This is a genomic window from Streptomyces sp. NBC_01429 (assembly GCF_036231945.1).
Lineage (GTDB): Bacteria > Actinomycetota > Actinomycetes > Streptomycetales > Streptomycetaceae > Streptomyces.
In genome coordinates, this window is record NZ_CP109599.1 from 7,121,259 (window position 1) to 7,142,660 (window position 21,402).

The following is a 21,402-nucleotide window of genomic DNA, read 5'->3' on the forward strand; positions in this document are numbered from 1 at the left end:
GACGATACTGCCGAGTCCGTGCCGTTCATCCGAACGGATACTAGGGAGGAAGCAGTGACCTCGTTGCACACCACCCGCGTGCGGCGCAGACGTCTGGGCGTGGCGGCAGCCGCGGCCGGCCTCTTCGCCACTCTGCTGACCGCAGGGCCGGCGATCGCCAGCCCCGATCCCGGCGACAGCCCGGCCAAGGAGAAGATCTCCAGCAGCCAGGCCGCCGAGGTGAAGGCCGCCATAGAGCAGGGCGAGATACCCGGCGTGGACGAAATCGTCCACAGCTCCAACATCAAGCACCTCGCCAACGTCCCGAAGGACCTCATCAAGGGGACCAACTCGGACCTGGCCTTCCAGGGCAACTACGCCTTCAGCGGCAACTACGACGGCTTCCGGATCTTCGACATCAGCAACCCGAAGGCTCCGAAGACCGTCGCCCAGGTGCTCTGCCCCGGATCACAGAACGACATATCCGTCTCCGGGAACCTGCTCTTCCTGTCGACCGACTCCTCCCGCAGTGACAACTCCTGCGACAGCGTCGCGCAGTCCGCGACCATCAAGGAGTCCTGGGAGGGCATGAAGGTCTTCGACATCAGCGACAAGCGGAACCCGAAGTACGTCGCCGCCGTCGAGACCGCGTGCGGCTCGCACACCCACACGCTGGTGCCCAAGGCGAAGGACGTCTACATCTACGTCTCCTCGTACGCGCCCAGCGCCGCCTTCCCCGACTGCCAGCCGCCGCACGACGGCATCTCCATCATCAAGGTGCCGCGCAAGGCCCCCCAGAAGGCCGAGCTGGTGAAGTTCGAGGTTCTCTTCCCGGACGGCGGCAACCCGGGCGCGCCCACCAACCCGGGCGTCTCCGCCACCTCCGGCTGCCACGACATCACCGTGCTGCCCTCCAAGGACCTGGCGGCCGGCGCCTGCATGGGTGACGGCGTCCTGATGGACATCAAGAACCCGGAAAAGCCGAAGGTGATCGACCAGGTCCAGGACAACGTCAACTTCGCGTTCTGGCACTCGGCCACCTTCAACCAGGGTGCCAACAAGGTCGTCTTCACCGACGAGCTGGGCGGCGGCGGCGCCGCCACCTGCAACGCGGAGATCGGGCCCAACCGCGGTGCCGACGGCATCTACGACATCGTCGGCAAGGGGGACAAGCGCAAGCTCGTCTTCCGCAGCTACTACAAGATCCCCCGCCACCAGGCGGACACCGAGAACTGCGTCGCCCACAACGGCTCGCTGATCCCGGTCAAGGGCCGCGACATCATGGTCCAGTCCTGGTACCAGGGCGGCGTCTCCGTCTGGGACTTCACCAACTCCTCGAAGCCGAAGGAGATCGCGTTCTTCGAGCGCGGCCCCCTCTCGACCGAGTCGCTGGTCGGCGGCGGCACCTGGTCGGCGTACTACTACAACGGCCACATCTACTCGAACGACATGGTCAAGGGCTTCGACGTACTGAAGCTCGACGACCGCCTCACCGACCCCGCGAAGCGGGTGCGGATGCATGAGCTGAACGTGCAGACGCAGCCGGACTACTTCGCGGACTTCCGGCACTGAAGGAAGATGTTCTGACCCGTTCCGCCGGGCGGCTCCCCGTCCGGCGGAACACCCAGCTCCCAGTCCAGCCCGTAGCGCGTGAACAGCTCAGCGCGCAGCCGGTCCTGCGGCATCGGCGCCCCCGGCAGCAGGGCCGCGAAGACCGCGCCCATCAGCAGGGCGCGCAGCATCGGATAGTCGCTGTCCGGCGCCTTCGACCCGTACCGCTCCACCGTCTCGCGCAGCAGCGCGGCCAGACGCCGCTGCTCCGGGCACTGTACGAACCCCTCGGCCTGGAGGATGCCGGCCATGTGTGTACGCATCAGTACGGGCCAGCGCTCCGTCAGCCCCAGGATGGCGTCGATCGCCCGCGCCAGCAGCTCCCGCCCGTCCTCCGTGGCCGGCTCGCGCCGCAGCCCGGCTTCCAGCGTGCGGTGCATCAGCCGGTGCACGGCCGACTGGAGCAACTGCCGCTTCCCCGGGAAGTAGTACGACACGAGCCCCCGCGCGCACCCCGCCCGGTCGGCGATGTGCGCGAGCGTCGTGGCCTCGTAACCGCGCTCGGCGACCAGCTCCACCGTCGCGTCGAGCAGCCGTTCCCGGGAACGCCGACGAAGCTCTTCATTGACCGATGGGCTCCGCGGGGACATGCTTGACTCCTGCGTTGACTGGCTCCAAGCCAATATACTCGCAGCGTGCCGCCCCGGCCCTTGCCGGACCGGTGAGCGGGCTGTCGGCTGCCTTGGGCGACGCGGGGGATCGCCCAAGGTCAGCGGCAGCTGAACGGTCGCGTGATGCGGCCGATTCCCTCCAGAAGCGCCGCCGTGACGGCCTGATGCCGGCCCGGTAGCGGGCCGGCATCAGGCACTGAGCCCCTATGCCATGTGGGGCGTTCGGATGGTCGGCCTTCCGGCCTTCGGCCGTCACACGATGAGCTTGAAGGCTTCGAGCGCCAGGTCCTTGATCAAGGTTCCGCCGAACTTGTAGCCGCCGGGCTCGGAACACGCCTTCTCCAGCCACTCCTGGCTGTGGACCCGCGCGGTGACACAGACGCTGCCCTCACTGACGCTGAGCGCCAGCCCCCGCATGAACGCTTCCTGGTCCGGGGTGCCGATGTACACGTCCTTGAGATCCGTGGCGCCCTTCCACTTCGGCTCCCAGTCCGTGTTCTCGATGTACCCGTTGGCGGCCATTCCGTTCGTGCCGGACACGGCGATGTTGATGCTCTCGATGGGCCGGTCCTGCCCCTCCGTGCCCGACGTGAGGCCGTCGCACACCGGGTCCTGCCAGCCGGTGCCCCGCACATAGGCCCGGTAGCAGATGTGCCGGCCCGGCGTCCGCTCGTTCAGCTTGGTCACGGCGACCGCCGCGGTGTTCTCCACCGGCTCGGCCGGCTCCTCCTCCTTCTCCTCGCCGCCGTCCGGCTTCCCGCTGTCCTCCTCCTCGGCCGGCGACTCCTGTACGGGGGTGCTGGGCGCGGCGGCGGGCGGTTCGGCCGTGGGCAGAGTCGGCGGCTTCGACGGCTCCGCCTCGGGTATCGCACGGGCGGCGACCGACTGCGGCTGCTCCCGGGCGAGGCTGCTCACGGAGGGCTGATAGGCGAACCAGAGCACGGTGAAGGTGATCGCCAGCGCGAGGAGGATGCTCAGCAGGGTGGCGAGCCAGAGGGGCAGGAAGCCCCGCTGTACGTACGTCCCCTCCGTGTCGAGCCGAGCCGTTCCCGACCGCTGCAGGCCCAGTACGTACGGCCGTTCCTGTTTCTGGCCGAACCAGATGATCTGCCGGGGCTTGAGCTTCGCGCCCACGAACGCGGCGCGGCCCGGCTCGATCTGCACACTGGCGGGAAAGAGTTCGTACGAGAGGGAATCGCCGTTGTCACTGCCGGCGAGGGAGGCGGTGAGGCGGGTGTTGCCGAGGTTGTCGATGGCCAGCTTGGGCCGGCCGCGGAACCATCCCTTCACGGTCGGCGGCACCAACTCGGTCCGCACCTCCGTGAAGGGGGTGAAGCTGACGTTGCCCTCGATGACCGTGGTGGAGTCGTATTGCTCCGTCGGGACGACCTGCACCCCGTACGGATGCGGCCCGGCGATCGCGTCCGGGGTACGGGGTGGCGAGAAGGTGAGCTGGAGGATGCCCGTGGTCCCCGGGAAAAGCCGGATGGATGAGGGTTCGATGGTGATGTACGGGGCAACATCACCGACGGGAACGAAGCGGTACTCGTCGACGACATCGCCGGTGTTGCGTATGCGCAGCCGCACGGTGGTCGTGTCGCCCGGGTCCACCGTGGTGGACGCGGGCTCAAGGGAAGTCCAGAGGCTCACGCGCTGACGTTAGCGGGCGCGCGACTGTCCGTCAGGTAGCGCAGGGGCGAAGAACGCTGCCCCGATGGCCGAGGGCTCTGCCTTTCTTTCCCTGTCGCGCCGATGCAGACGCTCTCCGTACTCGTGGGTAGCAAGGGCGGAACTCCGGCGTGCGGGACCGCCCCGGCAGGTTCTTGTGGTGTTCCGGTAAGTCTGCGGGGTCGGTGCCGGAAGGCTATTCGCAGCTTATGTGAACACGTGCGCGCACCCGCATGATTCCATTCAACTGGTTGGCGCGTACATGCAGTACAGTGCGCCTCTGGAATCCACTCAGAAGAGGGCGTTATGAGGAAAGTTCGCGTATGTCTCGTGGTGGCATGCGCTCTCATGGCCGGCGCATGCGGCGGAAGCAACACGTCCATTGACACATCCCGTCTGACCGACCGGGAAAAGGAATGGGTCGAGTTCTCCTACGCGCAAGAGAAGAACGAAGACACCAGACGGGCGTGGGAAGAACTGCCCGCCGAAGACGTCAAGTCCTATCTCGATCAGCAGCGTCCCCGCCTGTGCGGCGACACGGTGGCGCTGATGCAGAGCCTGAAGGACGCGGGCTACGAGGCGGGCGAAATGCGGGATTACAAGGAAAAGACCGCGGAACTCATCTGCTGACCCCGGTGGAGCGAAGACCGGCTACTTGCTCCGTGCCACCGCGCCTCCGAGAATCCTCAGCGAGTACTTGTCGTAAGCCCGGTGCAGAACCATGGTCACCGGCCCCGAGGTGAACACCCCGCTGACGACGTACTCCTTCTTGTTTCCGGTCTCGGCGACCCGCTTCTCATACAGGGAATCGGTCTCCTTCTTCGCCTTCTTGAGCCACGAGGACGCCTTGCCGCGGTCGACTCCCGCCACGTCGAGCCCGGTACAGGCGGCGAGGAAGCCGGGACCGTCGGACTGGTCGGTGCCGGTTCTGCAGAGGAGGGACGACATGTCCTCGTGATCGGCGTATCCGGCCGAAATCGTCATCCCGCCCGCGCCGCGCCCGTGGACGTACGTCCTCTTTTCCCCGTCGGGCATCTCCTGCGCGACGGGCTTGTCCAGCTTCAGCTTCCAGTCCCCCGAGAGCCCGGCGAGGAATTCCCTCCCGGTGTATCCGGTGGCCATCGTGTCCCCCGCGCCGAGAGCGGGCCGCTTGTCGCCGGATACCGCGTGCGTCGGCAACTCGGCGGCCTGCGGCGCGGTCGGCGTTCCGGACGGTTCGGGGTGAGGCGCCGCGATGGCCTTCGTCGGCTCGGACGCCGCGGGCGCGGGGCTGTCCCGGCTACAGGAGGCGGCTCCCGCCGCGCCGATGACGACAGTCATCAGCACGGCGGAAACGCGGACGGCGGCGCGCATCAGAGGCCACCGTCATTGAGGTTGCGCGGGCCGGGCTCGGAGTAGTTGAACGGAACGAAGGCGATCGCGTCGAACACCACGTTGTCGTCTCCGGTGGCGTCCTCGCGCATGTTGTTCGCCTCGATCCGGCCACCCTTCCGGAAGCTGAAGGTGCCCATCTCGAACCAGGTGTCCTTGCCCGCGCTGCGGGTTCCCTGGTTGACCTGCCAGCGACCGGTGATCTTGTGGAAGGGCTCGGTGTATCCGTAGCTGTGCGTGAAGTAGACGTGGGGGTCGTACCCGGCGCCGAGCTGGTGTAGGTCGATGGGGGCGATGCAGGGCGTTGCGCGGAAGGTGCCGTCGTCCCTCAGCGTGGTGATGCTGTCACCGCTCCGGAGGGTGAACCTGCCGTCGTCTGCGGCCTCGAAGTCCCCGCAGCCATAGGTGTTCTCGTGCTCTCCGAGGTCGTCCACGATGATGGCGTTGGAGTAGACGCTCGGGTGGTCGATGCACGGGCCGTGACCGTACTTGCTCTTGAGTTCGGGCTCTTTCGAGCCGAGTGAGTAGCTGAGCTTCTCGGCGCTGGAGTTGCCGGTGCTCTGCGGGCCCATCCAGTCCACGCTGCCGCTCCAGCGGCAGCTGTCGTTCCAGCTCGGGCACGGGTCGGCCGCGGCCGGGTCGCACGCGTTGACGGACGGGTCGCAGAACAGCGTGCGCGGCGGGGCCTTGACGATGCACGGGGATTCCATCCCCGGGACCTTGCCGTAGACGGCCGCACCGGATCCGGACAGGCACTGCGATTCCAGCATGCCCTCGCCGAGGGTGCGGGGCTCGTCGTCATCGTCCGCGCTGGGCGTCGAGAACAGGCGGGGCGTCGTGTCGTTCGCGGCGGCGGGGGCCACCGTGGTGTCCGCGGAAGCCGGCGGGATCAGGGCGGCGGACGCCGCCACCACGCTCATGGCCAGCAGCGGGTTCATGGCGTAGTACCTGCTGAGGCGTGTTCTGCGCATCATGTTCATCACTGCCAGTCCGTGCAGCTGCCGTGCGTGGCCGGGAGGCTCGCGTCCACCGGGTTGTCCGTGGTGGAGCCGGAAGAACGCACGTAGCCTATGTGAACGTATCTACGGTGCAAGGGAGTTGTACCGCCCTTTACCTGCGCTGATTCCGAAGCTGAACGCGCCGGGGGTCTCCACACCGAAATTGAATGTGTGATTCCGGATTGATCGGTGGTCAGCCGCTCCCGCATTCCGGGAAGCCGTGGCAGGCACTCGCCCGCGACCCGTCTCCCGTCTCGTATGCTCCGGGCCATGAGCGGCGGGGATACGGAAAGACGGGTCATCGACGGGCGGTTCGCGCTGGAGTCGCGGCTCGGCGGTGGCGGCATGGGTACGGTCTGGCGCGCACGCGATGTGGTGCTGGACCGGGCCGTCGCGCTGAAGGAGGTACGGCCGCCCGATCCGGGCCTCGCCGAGTACGACCCGGAGGCCGCGCGCGTGCTGCGGGCCCGGGTGCTGCGGGAGGCCCGCGCGCTGGCGCGGGTCGAGCACCCCAATGTCGTCACCATCCACCATGTCGTGGACGGCGGCGAGAACACCTATCCGTGGCTCGTGATGGAGCTGGTGCCGGGCGGATCCCTCCAGGACCGGCTGGACCGGGGGCCGATGGAGACCGTCGAGGCCGCCCGGCTCGGCCGGGAGGTACTGGCGGCCCTGCGCGCCGCGCACGACGCGGGGATCCAGCACCGGGACGTGAAGCCGGCGAACGTCCTGCTGCGGCCCGACGGCCGCCCCGTGCTCACCGACTTCGGCATCGCCGCCATCCGTGAGTCGACCGCCCTGACCGCCACCGGCTCACTGATCGGTACGCCCGACTACATGGCGCCCGAGCGGATCACCGGGGACGACGGAGGCCCGGGGGCCGACCTGTGGTCGCTGGCGATGATGCTGTACGTGGCCGTGGAGGGCCGCCACCCCCTGCGCAGGGCCACGACGCTGGCCACCCTCGCCGCCGTGCTGAACGAGGAGTTGCCCGCTCCGCGCCGGGCGGGAGCGCTGACCGGGGTGCTCGACGCCCTGCTGGTCAAGGATCCGGCGGCGCGTCCGGGACCGGAGGCCGTGGACCGCATGCTGGCGGCCGCGGCGCGCGGGGAGTCGGCCGGGGCGGCCGAGGCCGCCGGGGGAGGGGCCCGGGGAGCGGCCGGTGGCGAGGCCGGCGGCGAGGGTGGTGGCGAGGGCGGCGACGACGCGGGGACCGGGGCGCCCGCCCCGACGTCGTACCCCCTGCCCCCTCCGGTGGCCGCGCCGGGACCGGAGGGAACGCCCCCGCAGGACGGGATGTCCCGGGGAGCCGACCCCCGTGTCCCGCCGCCGAACACCGTTCCCCAGCCCGGTATCGACCAGACCGGCATCCCCCAGCCCGGTATCGACCAGACGGGCATCGCGCGAAGCGACGTTCCCCGGACGGCCGACGCGGACGGTCCACGGAGCCGCGCCCTCCGCCGGATCGCGATCGGCTCCTCGCTTCTGACCACGGTCGCTGTGGGCGTGGCGGTATGGGCGCTGCTCCCCGGCACCGACGACGCCGGAGACCCGTCCGCGTCGCCCGGCTCCACCGTCACCGGGGCACGGACGCCCGGCGCCGGCGCGACCCCGCCGTCCTCGCCCTCGCCGTCCTCGCCGTCCTCGTCCTCGTCCTCGGACTCAGCGGTGGACTCGCCGCCCGGGGACGGGGAGGCGGAGCGCGACCTGCTGACGCCGGAGGGCATCCGGCGGGCCGTCGAGGCGATCGAGGCGGAGGCGGGAACCGACCGCGTGGCGAGCTTCTCCGTGTACCCGGAGCACGTCTCCGCCTGGACCATGGTCAAGGGCAGCGACAAGCGGTACGACAGCTACAGCTTCCGGGACGGGAGTGTCTCCCGCGATCCCATCAGCGGAACGCTCTTCGGAGGCCAACTCCCGGTGAGCCTGGACACGTTCGACTGGGACACGGTGCCCGCCCTGCTGCGCAGGGCGGAGCGGGAGCTGAAGGTGGAGAAGCCCACCTCGCGCTATCTGCTGATCCGTCAGCCGAACGAGCTGATCGGCTCCGCCGCGGGGATGGCGCTCTATCTGTCGAACGAGTACGGCAGTGGATATCTGGAGGCCGACAGCAAGGGCAAGGTGACCAAGCTGACGCCCGCCGTCTCCTGAACGCCCCTCCGCCCTCCGCCCACCGTGCCCCGGGGGCCCCTGGAGCCCCGGCGTGATTACCCCTCCGGCGAGGGCCGGCCCACCAGCGCCACCAGGCTCTCCTCCACGCGCGCCAGGGAAGCGTGCGTCTCCTCCCGCGCCCGCGCGTGCCCCTCCAGCACCCGTTCCGTCTCCCGCCCGATCTCCTCCGCCCGCGCGCCCGCCCCCGACACCAGTTCCGCGGCCCGGGCCCGCGCCGCCTCCTCCACGCGCTCGCCCTGCTTCCCCGCGTCCGCGAAGGCCCGGCGGGCCTCGGCGAGCCGGGCCTCCGCCCGTGCGGTGAGTTCGGCCCGCTCGGCCTCCAGGGCCCGGGCGCGCTCGCCGAACTCGCGCGCCAGCGCGGCCAGCCGCTCACCGCGCTTCCGTTCGGCGTCATCGATCACGCACTGCGTGCGCCGCCGTACCTCATCGAGTTCGGCGCGTCCCTCCGCGCCCTCCTCCTCGATCGCCACCGCCGCCGCGCCGAGCATCGACGCGGCGGCCTCGCCCGCGGCGGCCAGGACCCGCTGGGCTCGGGCCTCCGCCTTCTTCCGTACGGCGTCGGCCTGTTCGCCGGCCTGCTCGCTCACCTCGCGGGCCTCGGCGTCCCCCGCGTCCAGCAGCGCCCGGCGTTCGGCCCTGGCCCGGGTCCTCACCGCCTCCTCCTCCGCCACCGCGACGGCCAGTACCCGCTGCGCGCCGGGGCCGAGGGCCTCGTACGTCTGCGGTTCGAGAGCGGCGACGCGCTCCCACAGCTGGTTGGTCTCCTCCTCCAGCCGCGTGACGAAAACGGTGAGCCGCGCCGCGCGCTCCCACAGTTCGTCCCGCTGGCGGCAGAGGACGGACACCCGCAGGTCCACCTGTTCGGGGCGGTATCCACGCCCGCGGACGGAGGTGAAGCCGTGCGCCGACACCGAAACAACAGCCATCGCCGAAGCCCCTCTCGGAAGCAGATTGGTAGGATTCGCAATCCTTCCAGAAGGCAATAAACCGCCATAAAGCGACACTCCGCCGAAGGGGGCCGGCCTCCCCGGCCTCCGCCGTCCCCGGCCTCCTCGGTCCGTCCGCCGGAACGTCCGGAACGTGGATCACGCTCCCGTGATGACCATCGCCAGGAGTACGAGCACGAGAAGGACCAGGTACGCGACGGAGTGCACGCGGTCGGGGACGCGTCCGGTGACGCGCTTCACCAGCGCGATGGTGGGCAGCGATCCACTGAGCAGGGCGGCGCAGGCGGCCAGATCGACGTAGCCCACCTGCCCCGGGTGGGCGGGCGCGGCGGCGGCGAGCAGATAGACGACGCTCCCGGCAGCCGCCACCGGAACGCTGAGCGGGTTCGCCATGGCCGTCGCCTCGGCCATCGCGAGCCCCCTGCGGCGCAGCAGCGGAACGGTCATGACGCTGCCGCCCACGCCCAGACACGCGGCGACCGCGCCGATCCCCACCCCGCCGAACGTGGTGGTGAACCGTCCGAGGGGCGCGGGCCCCGAGCTGTCCGGCAGGGCGAGGAAGCCGCGGCGCAGCAGGCTGTCGGCGATCGTCACCACCAGGTAGGCGGCGAAGAGGACGCGCAGCAGCGGGCCGCCGGTCCAGGTGGCCGCGCACGATCCGGCGACGGCGCCGGCCGCCACGAAGGCCGACAGCGGCCACATGTACTCCCGGCGCAGCCGTCCCGCGCGCAGCTGCGCCCAGGTCGCGCTCAGGGAGTTGACGAGCATGACCGCCGTCGAGGTCGCCACCGCCACATGCATCGCGTCCGTACCGGAGTCCGCCGCGACGGTCAGGGAGCCGTAGAGCACCGGGACGGTGATGAAGCCGCCGCCGAAGCCGAAGAGCACCGTCGTGACGCCGGTCAGGCACCCGAACAGGAAGAGGACGAGAAGAAGATCGAACGAGGAGGTCAGCACCCGGGCGACGCTACGGAGGTCCCGTGCTGGCGGGCAATCGACTGTTCGCCACGTTCTTACGCGCAGCGGACAGCTCCGGCTACGCTCGTGGTGTGCGCAACGTTCCCGTCGCCGAGGTCGACGGCCTCGACCGTGCCGTCCTGGCCATCGGCACCGACTATCCGCCCGACCACCTCCTGCCGCTCCACGAGCACCGCCGCGCCCAGTTCCTCTATGCCGCCACCGGTGTCATGCGGGTCGGGACGGCCGACGGCACCTGGACCGTGCCCACGCACCGCGCCGTACTGATCCCGGCCATGACACCGCACCGGGTCGCCATGGAGGGGGTCAGCACCCGCAGCCTCTACATCGAACCCGGCGCTGTCCCGTGGTTCCCGTCGCGCTGCCGTGTCGTCGATGTCTCCGCGCTGCTGCGGGAACTCGTCCTGGCGGCCGTCGACATGGCGCCCCGCTACCCCGAGCACGGGCGTGACGCGGCCGTCGTCCGGCTGATCCTGCACGAGATCGGGAACCTCGCCCCGCTGCCGCTCGACCTGCCGCTGCCCGCCGATCCCCGGCTGCGCGCGCTGTGCGACGCGTTTCTGCGCGACCCCGGCATCCATGACCCGCCCGCCCGCTGGGCAGCGGCCCTCGCGGTGAGCGAACGTACCCTCGGCCGTCTCTTCCGCGCGGGCACCGGCCTGAGCTTCGCGCAGTGGCGACAGCGCGCCTGTGTGCTGCACTCGCTGGGCCGTCTCGCCGCCGGGGTGCCGGTCGCCCGGGTCGCGGCCGCGCTCGGATATGAGAATCCCGCCGCGTTCACGACGGCCTTCAAGAAGCTCCTCGGGCGGCCGCCGACCGCGTACGCCGGCTCGGTCGCCGCCGTACGCGGGCGGGAAGGGGGATGAGGCCGCCGCCCGGACCGGGCGGGGTGCTACGGGGTCAGGCCAGCGGGCCCGCGCCCGCCAGGGCGACGACGGGGCGCAGCCCGGCCGGCCGCTCCTCCACCGGCAGGTGGTCCACGAAGTGGACCGAACAGCCCAGTTCGGCGGCGCCCGCGTCGGCCTCCCGGTCGTCGCCGACCATCAGCACGTCGTGCGGATCCTGCCCCAGTTCCTCGCAGGCCACCCGGAACAGCCGCGCGTCGGGCTTCTGCACGCCGTGCTCGTACGACAGCGCGTACGTGTCCACCAGGGCGTCGAGTCCGTAGGCGCGGAAGACGGGCCGCAGGTCCCAGCCGATGTTGCTGACCACACCGATGCCGACACCCGCGCGCCGCAGTGTGCCGAGCACTTCGGCGGCGTCGGCGTACGGGCGCCAGGCGGCCGGTGTCATATGACGGTCGTAGAGCGCGTCGTACAGCCCGGGGGCCGGCAGCTCCACCTGGCGTGCCAGCCCCGTGTAGGCGGCGCGGTGCCGTTCCGCGCTCTCGTCCCGGGTCGCCCACACCCCGGCCAGCTCCGGCGGGACCCGCTGCGGCGAGGAACCGCCGGGCAGCGCACCCGCCACGGCCAGCATCATCGCGTACCGCCGCACCTCGTCGGGGGGTACGGCGATGCCCGACTCGTCGAGCACGGCCCGCAGCCAGGACCCCGCTGATTCGATACGGAACAGAGTCCCGGAGAAGTCGAAAAGTACACCCTTGAACGTCATGGGTCCGATCCTTGCCGGGTCACCACCCCCGGGACAAGGCCAACCGCCCGTACCCGACGACCGAGAGCCAGACCAGACCCCCGCCGAGCAGCCAGCCACCCACGACGTCCGAACCCCAGTGCACCCCCAGCCACAATCGGGTGAACCCCACCCCGGCCACCGATACGGCCGCGACGGCCACCGCCGTACGCCACACCCACGGGGCCGCGCCATGACGCTGTGTCAGCCAGAGCAGCAGACCGCAGGTGACGGTGACCGTCATGGCGTGTCCGGACGGGAACGCCGCGAAATGCGCCGAGTCGACCGGGTCGGGCCAGCGCGGACGGTCACGGTCCACGGCCCACTTCAGCGTCTGCTGCGCCGAGGAGCCCAGCGCGCTCGTCGCCGCCACCCACATCGCCAGAGGCCGTTCACCGCGCCGCCACACCACGACCACCGCGAGCGCCGTCAGCGCGCGCATCGTCCACGGGTCCCAGACCCAGTCGCTGAGAATCCGGTTGGCCCGGGTGAGGCCGGGCTCGGCCACCGCTTGCCGGTGCAGCCACTGGGCCACCTCCCGGTCGAGGGCGACCAGCGGTCCCCACTCGGCCACGACCAGCGCGGTGACCAGCAGGGCGAGTGCCAGGAGTCCGGCCCCGACCGCTGTGACGGCCCCCGGCGGCGGGGTGTCGCGGGCCTCCGGGCGTGGAGCGGGCGGCGGGGGAGCGGGAAGGGAGGACGGGCGCATGCGGGTGATCCTCGCTCATCGCGGACCCGTCGAGCCAGATTCTTCGCCCGGACCGGCCCGGCGCTACCGGGCAGGAGCCGGCGGGGGCGGCCCGGGACCGGTCGGCGGATGTCGGCCGGCAGCTGTCGGCCGGTCTCAGCCCAGCGCGCGCAGCGCGGGTACGAAGGCGACCAGCACCGGCACCACCGGCACCAGCGCCGCCGCCGCCGTCAGCCGCAGCCTGCGCGCCGCGGTGAGCCGGGGGACCGGGGACAGCAGCCGGTTGACGCGCTGCGGCAGCTGCGCGTCCTGCGTGTTGCCGGGGCCGAACACGCCCCGGTCCTCGTTGAGTTCGACCAGCGCGAGCGCGATCGTCCGCCGGCCGAAGCGGCGCGAGGCGACATCGTCGGCGGCCAGTTCGACCAGCCGGTGCATCTCGTCGCGGAACGCCGCGAACACCGGGACCTGCGGAAAGCCGTTCGCGAGCGCGCCCGAGCAGTGCAGCAGCCAGTCGTGCCGGGCACGCGCGTGGCCCTGCTCGTGCGCGACCACGGCATCGAGCTGACGGCCCTTCAGGCGGCGCAGCGCGGCGGTGGTGATGACCAGTTGGGGCGCGGTGCCCGGCAGCCACCAGGCGTCGGGACGCTCACCCTCCAGCACGACGAGCCGCTCGCCGTCGGGCTCCTCGCCGGGCAGCACGGGCGAGCGTACGAGCAGTTCCCGGCGCCGCTGCCCGCGCCGGCTGCGCGCCCGGTGGATCTCCCGGGTGAGCATGGCAGCCGTCCACAGCCCGCCGCTCGCCAGTACCACCGCGAGCACCGCCGACCAGGGCCGGTGCGAGCCGAAGGCATACGCCTCGACCACGCCGCGCGGCGCGGGCGCGAAGACGTGTCCCCGTACCGCCAGCCAGGCGGCGGCCGCGCTGAACACCATGGAGAGCGCGAAGCTCAGGAGGACGGCCGCCACCACGCACTGCCACACCCACAGCGCCACCACCGGCTCGCGCTCGGGCCATTCGGCTCGCGCCAGCAGTCGCGGAGCGACGACGGCGGCCAGCGCTCCGAGCAGCAGCAGTGCCAGGGAGACCATCATGGGCACCAGAATATGAGCGCGGCCCCGCTCATGGGTATCGTCTTGGCTGGCAAGTGATCCAGGACACGTTTCGCCGCGGTACGGCTCAGATCGTCAGCAGCATCGCGAGCATCGCCACCCCCATGGACAACCGGCAGGCGAACGCCAGCTCGGGCCGGTCGCCCCAGCCCCACAAGCCCGTTGGCCCCCTCGCCCCCGCCACCCCCGCCACCCCCGCCGCCCCCGCCGCCCCTGCCGCCCCTGCGGGCAGCGGTACCAGACGGCTGCCCGCCCACAGCACATAGCCGGTGAAGTAGACCAGCAGGGCGCCGGTGAGCAGCGGCGCCCCGCCCGCGCCGCCCGCCGCGTGCGCGGTGTGCGCGCCGCTCGGCGCGGCGGCCATCGCCCCGGCCATGTAGACCATCGCCAGCATGCCCAGCAGGTGGTGCGACCGGTGCGGGTGCCGCCGCCCGCGCATCCGGCCGCGCGCCGGCAGGAGCGCGTGCAGCGCCGCCCCGCCGAACACCACCCCGTACACCAGCCAGATCCAGCGGGGCGGCGTCAGTACGGCGGCGGGCACCGCCATCGCCGCCATCCCGAACCCCATCAGCGCCTCGCCACCCGCCGAACCGCGCTGCTCCGCCACGCCACTGCGCGTCCGGAGCAGACACAGCCCCCCGGACACCGCGCAGAGCGCGACGAGCAGCCAGCCGGCCGTCGCCGGTCCGTGCACCGCGCACCCCCCCCGGTCACCCCTCGTCCGATCAGCCGCTCAACGGCGTCGGCAACGGTGTCGGCAAGGTCATGCCCCGTACGCCCGGCCCGGATACGGGCGCATATGGGCGCAACGGGACACAGAGGGAGCGCACTTCACGGAAGCATCGGTTCCGGTCGGGCGCACGAGCTGGCCACCGGCAGGGCCCGGCCCTCCCGCGCGGCGTCCAGCAGCGTCAGCATCACATCGAGGACATGGCGCGCCAGCTCGGCGGAGGCCCGGTGCGGACGGCCCTCGGCGAGCGCCCGCGCGAGATCCGCGAGACCGAGGCCGCGCGCCGCCCCCGGACTGCCGGCCGAGACGGGGAGCGTCTTCCACCCGCCGGTGGACCGGTGCAGCTCCACGGGTCCGTCGAAGCGGTTCGGATCGGGGACCGAGAGGGACCCTCCGGTGCCGTGCACCTCGATGCGCGGCAGCCGGGCGGCCTGGATGTCGAAGCTCATCACCAGCGTGGTCAGCGCGCCGCCCGCGTGCCGGAGCACCCCGGTGACATGGGTGTCCACCTCCACCGCGAAGCGCTCGCCGGCGCGCGGCCCCGCGCCGATCTCCCGCTCGGCCCGGGGCCTGGCGGCCGCGCCGGTGACCTCGACGACCGGGCCCAGCAGATGGACGAGCGCGGAGAGGTAGTAGGGCCCCATGTCGAGCAGTGGCCCGCCGCCCGGCCGGTAGTAGAACTCCGGGTCGGGGTGCCAGCGTTCGTGTCCCGCGGTGGTCATGAAGGCCGTCGCGGCGACCGGAGTGCCGATCAGCCCGGCGTCGACGGCCGCGCGGGCGGTCTGGACGCCGGTGCCCAGTACGGTGTCGGGCGCGCAGCCGATCCGCAGACCGGAGGCCGCGGCGGCGGCCAGCAGCCGGTCCGCCTCCGCGCGGGTGGTGGCGAGCGGCTTCTCGCCGTACACGTGCTTGCCCGCGGCGAGCGCGGTCAGCGCCACCTCCGCGTGGACCGCCGGAATCGTCAGATTGAGGACGGCGTCGACATCGGGGGCCGCCACCAGCTCGGCGACCGTACCCGTGGCGCGCACGCCCGGCACGCGCCCGGCCACGGCGGCGGCGCGGCCGGGATCGAGATCCGTGACGACCGTGAGCCGTACGTCGGCCAGCTTCTCCAGCGTGTCCAGATAGGCGCCGCTGATCGCGCCCGCCCCCACCATGCCGATCCTCAGCGGCTCGCCCACAGCAGTCCCCTCTCGGTGAGCGTGCGCACCTCGGGCACGTCGAAGTCGTCCGGCTTGTGGCCGATGGCGGAGACGAAGACGCGTCCCGCGCCCCAGTTCCTGGTCCATACGGCGGGCATGGTCACCGGCCGGGAGTGGTGCTCGTCCGCCGCGAACTCCGTGGTCGCCAGGGTGTCGATCAGCGGGTCCGTGGCCAGCCAGTACTTCTCCGTGTGCACCCGGAAGTCACCGAGACCGGCGATCACGGGATGGTTGGCACGCTCCTTGACCAGCGTCACGCCGTGCTCGGAGAAACCCTCCGGGTGCATGAGGAACTGGCCGCCGGTCAGCAGCTGATAGCCGAGATCTCCCCGGAAGGAGTCGACGATGCCGCCGTGCCAGCCCGCCAGCCCCGTGCCCGCGGCGACCGCCGAGGCGAGTCCCGCGCTCTGCTCGGGGGACAGCTCGCCCATGGTCCAGCACTGCACCACCAGGTCGGTGGTGCCGAGCAGTTCGGCGTCGGCGTAGACGTCCAGGGTGCCGGATGTCCGGACGGTGTAGCCGTGGTCGCGCAGGAAGGGCAGGAACAGCTCCGTGATCTCCACGGGCCGATGTCCCTCCCAGCCGCCACGGACGACCAGTGCCTGCCGGGCTTGGGATGTCAAGGTCCTCGCACACTCCTGTCGGTTCGCTCAGGTTCGCTTTGGTTCGCTTCGGATCTGCGCCGTGCCGACGCGCCGTCCCCCTCGGTGACCCTGCCCGCCCCGGCCCCCGGCTACGCCGCGCCCCCGCGCTACGCTGCGGCGTCCCAGCACCGGCCCGGAACAGGAACCCGCACCATGGAAACCACCGCACCGCACCCCCTCGGCGAACTCACCTTCCGGGACGCCACGGCCGCCGACGCGCAGGCCCTGGTCGACCTGGTGGAATCCGCCTACCGGGGTGACAGCAGCCGTACGGGATGGACGACGGAGGCACATCTCCTGGAGGGGCAGCGCACCGACACAGCGGCGGTGCTCGATGTCATACGGGCGCCCGGGAGCCGACTGCTGGCCATAGAGCAGGACGGCCGGCTGACCGCCTGCTGCCAGCTCGAACACCGGGGCGAGGCCGCCTACTTCGGCATGTTCGCGGTACGGCCCGGGGCGCAGGGCGGCGGCCTCGGCAGGCAGATCATCGCCACGGCGGAGCGCATGGCGTGCGAGAGCTGGTGCGTCCGTGAGATGCAGATGACGGTACTGACCGCCCGCGAGGATCTGATCGCCTGGTACGAGCGGCGCGGCTACCGCCGTACGGGAAAGATGCTGCCCTTCCCGTACGGCGACGAGCGCTTCGGCGTGCCGCGCCGGACCGACCTGGAGTTCGAGCTGCTGGTCAAGCCGCTGGTCTGACGGCGCGGGCCGTTCCGGCCTTTCCCGCTCCTGCTCCAGCCTTTTCCGTTCCTGCTCCAGCCGTTCCCGCCGCCGCGTCCGCCGCCCGGTTCACGGCCGGGCGGCCCGAGCGGCCGGGCGCCGTCCGCTCAGGCCGTGAACCGCCCGGTCCGCCGGATCTCCGGGAGGTCCGTGGTCACCGCGGACAGCCCGAACGCCCGCGCCAGCCGCAGCTGATCCTGGGTGTTCACCACCCAGCCGATGATCCCCAGCCCCTCGCCGTGCGCGCGCTCCACGACCTCCAGCGTCAGCCTGCGGATGTTCAGCGCCAGGGTCGCCGCGCCCACCGCCTTGGCGCGGTCCACCACGTCGGGGCCCCAGCGGCTGGCGATCAGCACCGTGCGCACGCCCGGCACCAGCGAGGCGATCTCGGCCACCGCCTCGTCGTGGAACGACGACACCTCGACCCGCTCCACGAGTCCGCGCTCACGCATCACCTCCGCCAGCGCGCGCGCCGCCGCCACATCCTTGATCTCGGCCTGGATCGGCGAGGCGACCGCCTCCAGCACCTCCTCGAAGACCGGTACCCGCTCGCCCTGCCCCGCGTCCAGCTCCCGCAGCTCGGCGAGGGTCCGGTCCGCGATGGCGCCCGTGCCGTCGGTCGTACGGTCCACTTCGGTGTCGTGCATGACGACGAGCGCGCCGTCCTTGCTCAGATGGAGATCCAGCTCGATGGCGTCCATACCGACCCGCTCGGCGTGCCGGAAGGAGCGCAGGGTGTTCTCCGGTTCGACACCCATCACTCCGCGATGACCGATGGTGTGGAAAGTCAAGACTGTCTCGCTTCCGTCGAAGGCGGCTCCGCGTCGAGCCTAGTAGGCGCCACTGTCACTGGACCCGGCCGCGCGCCGGCTGCGGAAAGTGCGCGCCCTCACCGCGTACCGCAGGAAAATCGGCGGTGACCACGGGGTTACGGCAGGATATTTTCCGCCCCCTCCGGTTGTACGGGAGAACCTGGGGCCTATACGGTGAGATCACGCCAGGTTCTACGGTGAGGGAAGTGACATGACGGAAATTCTTGCGCAGGACGCCGCTGTATCCGGGATATCCGGCGTTGCCAGGCTGATCGACCACCCGGCCTGGCCGGAACTCAAGAATGCCGTCGAGGAGATCCGCCCCTGGCAGTCCCCGGACGGATCGATCGACTTCGCCGCCGAGGGCGCCCCGGCCCGCGCGCTCGTGGATGTCACGCTCGACCGGGTGACCGCCGCGGTCGAGCAGCTCGCCCCGCTGCTCCCGCACGACGCCGCCTACCACCGCGCGCTCCTCGCCGACCTGCGTAAGTGGTCCGACGGCGGCTTCGCCGTACCCGACTTCCTGGACTCGCTGCTCGCCTTCCGGCCCGCCGCCGACCGGGCCGACGGCCGCCAGCATCTGGCCGTCTTCCCCATGTACACGCAGAACGGCAACCCGGACCGCAATCTCGAAGCCGTCGTCCTGCGGATGGTCTGGCCCGAGTGGCTGGCCGAGCTGGAGCGCACCCGCTACGACAACCCGCTCTTCTGCGGCATCACCTTCGAGGACTTCACCTCCGGGTACGACACCAACTCGGCGGTGTTCTTCCCCGAGACCATCGCCGTCCGCGAGGCCCCCGAGCGGTTCAGCTGGGGCGGGATCTTCTGCGACCGGGAGGCGGCCCGCTTCCGCCGGGTCATCGACGCGGCCGTGTCGACCCTCGGGGTCGAGCTGCCCGGCGACCTGCGCGCGATGGTCGGGGACCAGGAGCGCTGCCAGCAGGCGTTCGTCCTCTGGGACATGATCCACGACCGCACCCACAGCCATGGCGACCTGCCCTTCGACCCGTTCATGATCAAGCAGCGCCAGCCGTTCTGGATGTACGGGCTGGAGGAGCTGCGCTGCGACCTCACCGCGTTCCGCGAGGCCGTGCGGCTGGAGGCCGACGGCTTCCCGCAGGGCCGTGACGTCCAGTTCGCCGTGCTCTTCGACCGGATGTTCCGCTTCCCGGTCACCGGCGCGCGCGTGAAGAACTACGACGGCCTCGGCGGCCAGCTGCTCTTCTCCTACCTCCACCAGCACGACGTGGTGCGCTGGACCGACAACACCCTGCGTATCGACTGGGAGCGGGCGCCCGCCGTCACCAACCAGCTCTGCGCGGAGATCGAGGACCTCTACCGGGCGGGCATCGACCGCCCCAAGCTGGTCCACTGGCTCGCCGCTTACGACCTGGTCGCCACCTATCTCTCCCCGCACCCCGGCTCCCGCTGGGCCAAGGGCCCCGACGCCCTCGACCTGACCCAGCCGCCGCGCAAACTGGTCGACGACGTGCTTCCCGACGAGTTTCCGCTCAGCATGTTCTACGAGGCGCTCTCCAAGAAGCTGAAGAGTGTGATCGCCTCCACCAAGGGGATCACCGCGACGGACACCGGACGCGTGGCCGCGTGAGCGCCCGTAGCCAGGAGGAGACCGGTATGGACGCCAGTAACCGTACGAGCGGAGCGGGCGCCGCCGACCCGGACGGCGTGCTGCACGGCGCCGTCGTCGCGGTGGCCGGAGCGGCCGGACCCGCCGGACGCGCCGCGCTGCTGAGGCTCGCCGAGGCCGGCGCCACCGTCGTCGGCGCGGACGCGGACGCCGAGCGGCTGGCCGAGGCGGTCGACGCCGCCCGCTACGCGCACGGTGGAGCCACCGTCATCGGTGACACCGTGGACCTGCTCGACCCCGCCGCCACCCGCGCCTGGGCCGACCGCACGGAGAAGGAGTTCGGCCGGATCGACGGCCTGGTCCACCTCGTCGGCGGCTGGCGCGGCAGCGCGACCTTCGCCGAGACCGACCTCGCGGACTGGGAGCTGCTGGAGAAGCTGCTGATCCGCACCGTCCAGAGCACCTCCCTGGCCTTCCACGACGGACTGCTGCGCAGCGACCGGGGGCGGTACGTGCTGATCAGCGCGGCGGGCGCGAGCAGGCCCACGGCGGGCAACGCCGCCTACGCCGCCGCCAAGGCCGCCGCCGAGGCGTGGACCCTCGCGCTCGGCGACGCGTTCCGCAAGGCGGGGGGCGAGGAGGGGCCCCGGACCGCGGCTGCCATCCTGGTGATCAAGGCACTGGTGCACGACGCGATGCGCGCCGAGCGACCGAACGCGAAGTTCGCGGGCTTCACGGACGTCAAGGACCTGGCCGAGGCCATCGTCGGAGTCTGGGACCGGCCCGCCCGGGAAGTGAATGGAAACCGCCTGTGGCTGACCCCAGGACCGTGAGGTCCCGTACGACGGACGCGCGCCGCCACCACGACCCCGAGGTGCGCGGCTTCGCCAGCGACAACTACGCGGGCGCCCACCCCGAGATCCTCGCGGCGCTGGCCGTCGCCAACGGCGGCCATCAGATCGCGTACGGCGGGGACGACTACACCGACCACCTCCAGCGCGTCATGCACAGCCACTTCGGGCAGTCGGCGCAGGCGTTCCCGGTCTTCAACGGCACCGGCGCCAACGTCGTCGCGCTCCAGGCGCTCACCGACCGCTGGGGCGCGGTCATCTGCGCCGAGTCCGCCCACATCAACGTGGACGAGGGCGGCGCGCCCGAACGCGTCGCCGGGCTCAAGCTGCTGACCGTACCGACGCCCGACGGCAAGCTCACGCCCGAGCTGATCGACCGGCAGGCGTACGGCTGGGACGACGAGCACCGCGCCATGCCCCAGGCCGTGTCGATCACCCAGAACACCGAGCTGGGCACGGTCTACACGCCCGGTGAGATCCGCGCCATCTGCGAGCACGCCCACGGCCTCGGCATGAAGGTCCATCTCGACGGCGCCCGGATAGCCAACGCCGCCGCGTCGCTGGACGTCCCGATGCGGACCTTCACCAACACCGTCGGGGTGGACGTCCTGTCCTGCGGAGGGACGAAGAACGGCATGCTCTTCGGCGAGGCCGTGGTCGTCCTGAACCCGGACGCCGTCCGCGCGATGAAGCACCTGCGCAAGCTCTCCATGCAGCTGGCGTCCAAGATGCGCTTCGTGTCGGTCCAGCTGGAGGCGCTGCTCGCGGGCGATCTGTGGCTGCGCAACGCCCGGCACGCCAACACGATGGCCCAGCGGCTCGCGGCGGGCGTGCGGGCGGTGGACGGCGTGGAGATCCTCCACGCGGTCCAGGCCAACGCGGTCTTCGCCCGGCTGCCGCACGAGGTGAGCGTGCGCCTCCAGGAACGCTTCCGGTTCTACTTCTGGGACGAGAAGGCCGGGGACGTCCGCTGGATGTGCTCCTTCGACACGACCGAGGGCGATGTCGACGCCTTCGTGCAGGCACTGAAAGAGGAGATGGCCGGATAGCCGGAGGTGCGCATAGATATACGCTCGATCGGAAAAGT

General features: G+C 71.4%; 21 protein-coding genes. 8 read left to right on the top strand and 13 right to left on the bottom strand.

From position 1 onward, the window contains the following. Positions 1-54: 54 nt before the first annotated feature. Complete coding sequence (locus OG627_RS31355; RefSeq protein WP_329070891.1) at positions 55-1,551, top strand: LVIVD repeat-containing protein; 1,497 nt, start codon at positions 55-57, stop codon at positions 1,549-1,551. Here the strand turns inward: OG627_RS31355 and OG627_RS31360 are convergent. Together OG627_RS31360 and OG627_RS31365 are read right to left on the bottom strand one after the other, a co-directional pair. Beyond that, on the bottom strand, positions 1,527-2,180 hold the full coding sequence (locus OG627_RS31360; protein WP_329070893.1) for a TetR/AcrR family transcriptional regulator: 654 nt from the start codon (positions 2,178-2,180) through the stop codon (positions 1,527-1,529). The genes OG627_RS31355 and OG627_RS31360 overlap by 25 nt on opposite strands. 273 nt (positions 2,181-2,453) lie before the next feature. Then, positions 2,454-3,851 carry a hydrolase gene (locus tag OG627_RS31365; RefSeq protein WP_329070895.1) on the bottom strand — a complete coding sequence of 466 codons (1,398 nt, stop codon included), beginning with the start codon at positions 3,849-3,851 and terminating at the stop codon, positions 2,454-2,456. Between the two features lie 366 nt (positions 3,852-4,217). Here OG627_RS31365 and OG627_RS31370 point away from each other — a divergent pair, with 366 nt between their 5' ends. Beyond that, positions 4,218-4,499, top strand: a complete 282-nt coding sequence (locus tag OG627_RS31370) for a hypothetical protein (RefSeq protein ID WP_329070897.1) — start codon at positions 4,218-4,220, stop codon at positions 4,497-4,499. Between the two features lie 21 nt (positions 4,500-4,520). Here the strand turns inward: OG627_RS31370 and OG627_RS31375 are convergent, their stop codons facing one another. Together OG627_RS31375 and OG627_RS31380 are read right to left on the bottom strand one after the other, a co-directional pair. Continuing rightward, positions 4,521-5,222 (bottom strand): hypothetical protein, encoded by a 702-nt coding sequence (locus OG627_RS31375; RefSeq protein WP_329070899.1) that lies wholly within the window; start codon positions 5,220-5,222, stop codon positions 4,521-4,523. Further along, the gene (locus OG627_RS31380) at positions 5,222-6,214 is read right to left on the bottom strand and encodes a hypothetical protein (protein ID WP_329070901.1); all 993 of its coding nucleotides are present in this window, start codon (positions 6,212-6,214) and stop codon (positions 5,222-5,224) included. The genes OG627_RS31375 and OG627_RS31380 overlap by 1 nt, the downstream gene beginning before the upstream one ends. A 294-nt stretch (positions 6,215-6,508) precedes the next feature. On the opposite strand from OG627_RS31380, the gene OG627_RS31385 reads away from it, so the two are divergent. Then, on the top strand, positions 6,509-8,389 hold the full coding sequence (locus tag OG627_RS31385) for a protein kinase domain-containing protein (protein ID WP_329070903.1): 1,881 nt from the start codon (positions 6,509-6,511) through the stop codon (positions 8,387-8,389). 56 nt (positions 8,390-8,445) lie between these two features. Here the strand turns inward: OG627_RS31385 and OG627_RS31390 are convergent, their stop codons facing one another. Together OG627_RS31390 and OG627_RS31395 are read right to left on the bottom strand one after the other, a co-directional pair. Next, complete coding sequence (locus OG627_RS31390; protein ID WP_329070905.1) at positions 8,446-9,336, bottom strand: cellulose-binding protein; 891 nt, start codon at positions 9,334-9,336, stop codon at positions 8,446-8,448. Positions 9,337-9,495: 159 nt separating this feature from the next. Beyond that, positions 9,496-10,314, bottom strand: coding sequence for a sulfite exporter TauE/SafE family protein (locus OG627_RS31395; RefSeq protein ID WP_329070907.1), 819 nt, complete (start codon positions 10,312-10,314; stop codon positions 9,496-9,498). 92 nt (positions 10,315-10,406) lie between these two features. Here OG627_RS31395 and OG627_RS31400 point away from each other — a divergent pair, with 92 nt between their 5' ends. Beyond that, positions 10,407-11,201 carry an AraC family transcriptional regulator gene (locus OG627_RS31400; RefSeq protein WP_329070909.1) on the top strand — a complete coding sequence of 265 codons (795 nt, stop codon included), beginning with the start codon at positions 10,407-10,409 and terminating at the stop codon, positions 11,199-11,201. A 34-nt stretch (positions 11,202-11,235) separates the two neighbouring features. Here the strand turns inward: OG627_RS31400 and OG627_RS31405 are convergent, their stop codons facing one another. The 6 genes from OG627_RS31405 to OG627_RS31430 all read right to left on the bottom strand — a co-directional run bounded on the left by OG627_RS31405 (position 11,236) and on the right by OG627_RS31430 (position 16,317). Continuing rightward, on the bottom strand, positions 11,236-11,946 hold the full coding sequence (locus OG627_RS31405; protein WP_329070911.1) for an HAD family hydrolase: 711 nt from the start codon (positions 11,944-11,946) through the stop codon (positions 11,236-11,238). Positions 11,947-11,965: 19 nt separating this feature from the next. Beyond that, the gene (locus OG627_RS31410) at positions 11,966-12,673 is read right to left on the bottom strand and encodes a phosphatase PAP2 family protein (protein ID WP_329070913.1); all 708 of its coding nucleotides are present in this window, start codon (positions 12,671-12,673) and stop codon (positions 11,966-11,968) included. A gap of 135 nt (positions 12,674-12,808) precedes the next feature. Further along, entirely contained in the window at positions 12,809-13,744 is a 936-nt protein-coding gene (locus OG627_RS31415) for a M56 family metallopeptidase (RefSeq protein ID WP_329070915.1), read from the bottom strand. Positions 13,745-13,829: 85 nt separating this feature from the next. Continuing rightward, entirely contained in the window at positions 13,830-14,456 is a 627-nt protein-coding gene (locus OG627_RS31420) for a DUF5134 domain-containing protein (RefSeq protein ID WP_329070917.1), read from the bottom strand. A gap of 137 nt (positions 14,457-14,593) precedes the next feature. Then, positions 14,594-15,673, bottom strand: a complete 1,080-nt coding sequence (locus OG627_RS31425) for a Gfo/Idh/MocA family protein (RefSeq protein WP_329070919.1) — start codon at positions 15,671-15,673, stop codon at positions 14,594-14,596. Then, on the bottom strand, positions 15,658-16,317 hold the full coding sequence (locus OG627_RS31430; protein ID WP_329070921.1) for a ThuA domain-containing protein: 660 nt from the start codon (positions 16,315-16,317) through the stop codon (positions 15,658-15,660). Before OG627_RS31430 ends, OG627_RS31425 begins: the two co-directional genes overlap by 16 nt. 174 nt (positions 16,318-16,491) lie before the next feature. On the opposite strand from OG627_RS31430, the gene OG627_RS31435 reads away from it, so the two are divergent. Further along, positions 16,492-17,043 carry a GNAT family N-acetyltransferase gene (locus OG627_RS31435; RefSeq protein WP_329070923.1) on the top strand — a complete coding sequence of 184 codons (552 nt, stop codon included), beginning with the start codon at positions 16,492-16,494 and terminating at the stop codon, positions 17,041-17,043. A 128-nt stretch (positions 17,044-17,171) separates the two neighbouring features. Here the strand turns inward: OG627_RS31435 and OG627_RS31440 are convergent, their stop codons facing one another. After that, positions 17,172-17,855 (bottom strand): glycerophosphodiester phosphodiesterase, encoded by a 684-nt coding sequence (locus tag OG627_RS31440; protein ID WP_329070925.1) that lies wholly within the window; start codon positions 17,853-17,855, stop codon positions 17,172-17,174. 232 nt (positions 17,856-18,087) lie between these two features. Here OG627_RS31440 and OG627_RS31445 point away from each other — a divergent pair, with 232 nt between their 5' ends. Genes OG627_RS31445 through OG627_RS31455 form a run of 3 tightly spaced genes read left to right on the top strand, consistent with a single transcriptional unit; the run spans position 18,088 to position 21,364 of the window. Then, positions 18,088-19,485 carry a DUF6421 family protein gene (locus OG627_RS31445; RefSeq protein ID WP_329070927.1) on the top strand — a complete coding sequence of 466 codons (1,398 nt, stop codon included), beginning with the start codon at positions 18,088-18,090 and terminating at the stop codon, positions 19,483-19,485. A 26-nt stretch (positions 19,486-19,511) separates the two neighbouring features. Further along, positions 19,512-20,297, top strand: coding sequence for an SDR family NAD(P)-dependent oxidoreductase (locus tag OG627_RS31450; protein WP_329070929.1), 786 nt, complete (start codon positions 19,512-19,514; stop codon positions 20,295-20,297). After that, positions 20,276-21,364, top strand: a complete 1,089-nt coding sequence (locus OG627_RS31455) for a threonine aldolase family protein (RefSeq protein WP_329070932.1) — start codon at positions 20,276-20,278, stop codon at positions 21,362-21,364. Before OG627_RS31450 ends, OG627_RS31455 begins: the two co-directional genes overlap by 22 nt. The last annotated feature ends 38 nt before the right edge of the window (positions 21,365-21,402 follow it).

Coding starts and splice junctions, on each gene's coding strand:
- OG627_RS31445 (WP_329070927.1), top strand. CDS start 18,088: ATGACGGAAATTCTTGCGCAGGACGCCGCTGTATCCGGGATATCCGGC.
- OG627_RS31370 (WP_329070897.1), top strand. CDS start 4,218: ATGGCCGGCGCATGCGGCGGAAGCAACACGTCCATTGACACATCCCGT.
- OG627_RS31385 (WP_329070903.1), top strand. CDS start 6,509: ATGAGCGGCGGGGATACGGAAAGACGGGTCATCGACGGGCGGTTCGCG.
- OG627_RS31380 (WP_329070901.1), bottom strand. CDS start 6,214: ATGATGCGCAGAACACGCCTCAGCAGGTACTACGCCATGAACCCGCTG.
- OG627_RS31450 (WP_329070929.1), top strand. CDS start 19,512: ATGGACGCCAGTAACCGTACGAGCGGAGCGGGCGCCGCCGACCCGGAC.
- OG627_RS31390 (WP_329070905.1), bottom strand. CDS start 9,336: ATGGCTGTTGTTTCGGTGTCGGCGCACGGCTTCACCTCCGTCCGCGGG.
- OG627_RS31415 (WP_329070915.1), bottom strand. CDS start 13,744: ATGATGGTCTCCCTGGCACTGCTGCTGCTCGGAGCGCTGGCCGCCGTC.
- OG627_RS31405 (WP_329070911.1), bottom strand. CDS start 11,946: ATGACGTTCAAGGGTGTACTTTTCGACTTCTCCGGGACTCTGTTCCGT.
- OG627_RS31375 (WP_329070899.1), bottom strand. CDS start 5,222: ATGCGCGCCGCCGTCCGCGTTTCCGCCGTGCTGATGACTGTCGTCATC.
- OG627_RS31435 (WP_329070923.1), top strand. CDS start 16,492: ATGGAAACCACCGCACCGCACCCCCTCGGCGAACTCACCTTCCGGGAC.
- OG627_RS31410 (WP_329070913.1), bottom strand. CDS start 12,673: ATGCGCCCGTCCTCCCTTCCCGCTCCCCCGCCGCCCGCTCCACGCCCG.
- OG627_RS31360 (WP_329070893.1), bottom strand. CDS start 2,180: ATGTCCCCGCGGAGCCCATCGGTCAATGAAGAGCTTCGTCGGCGTTCC.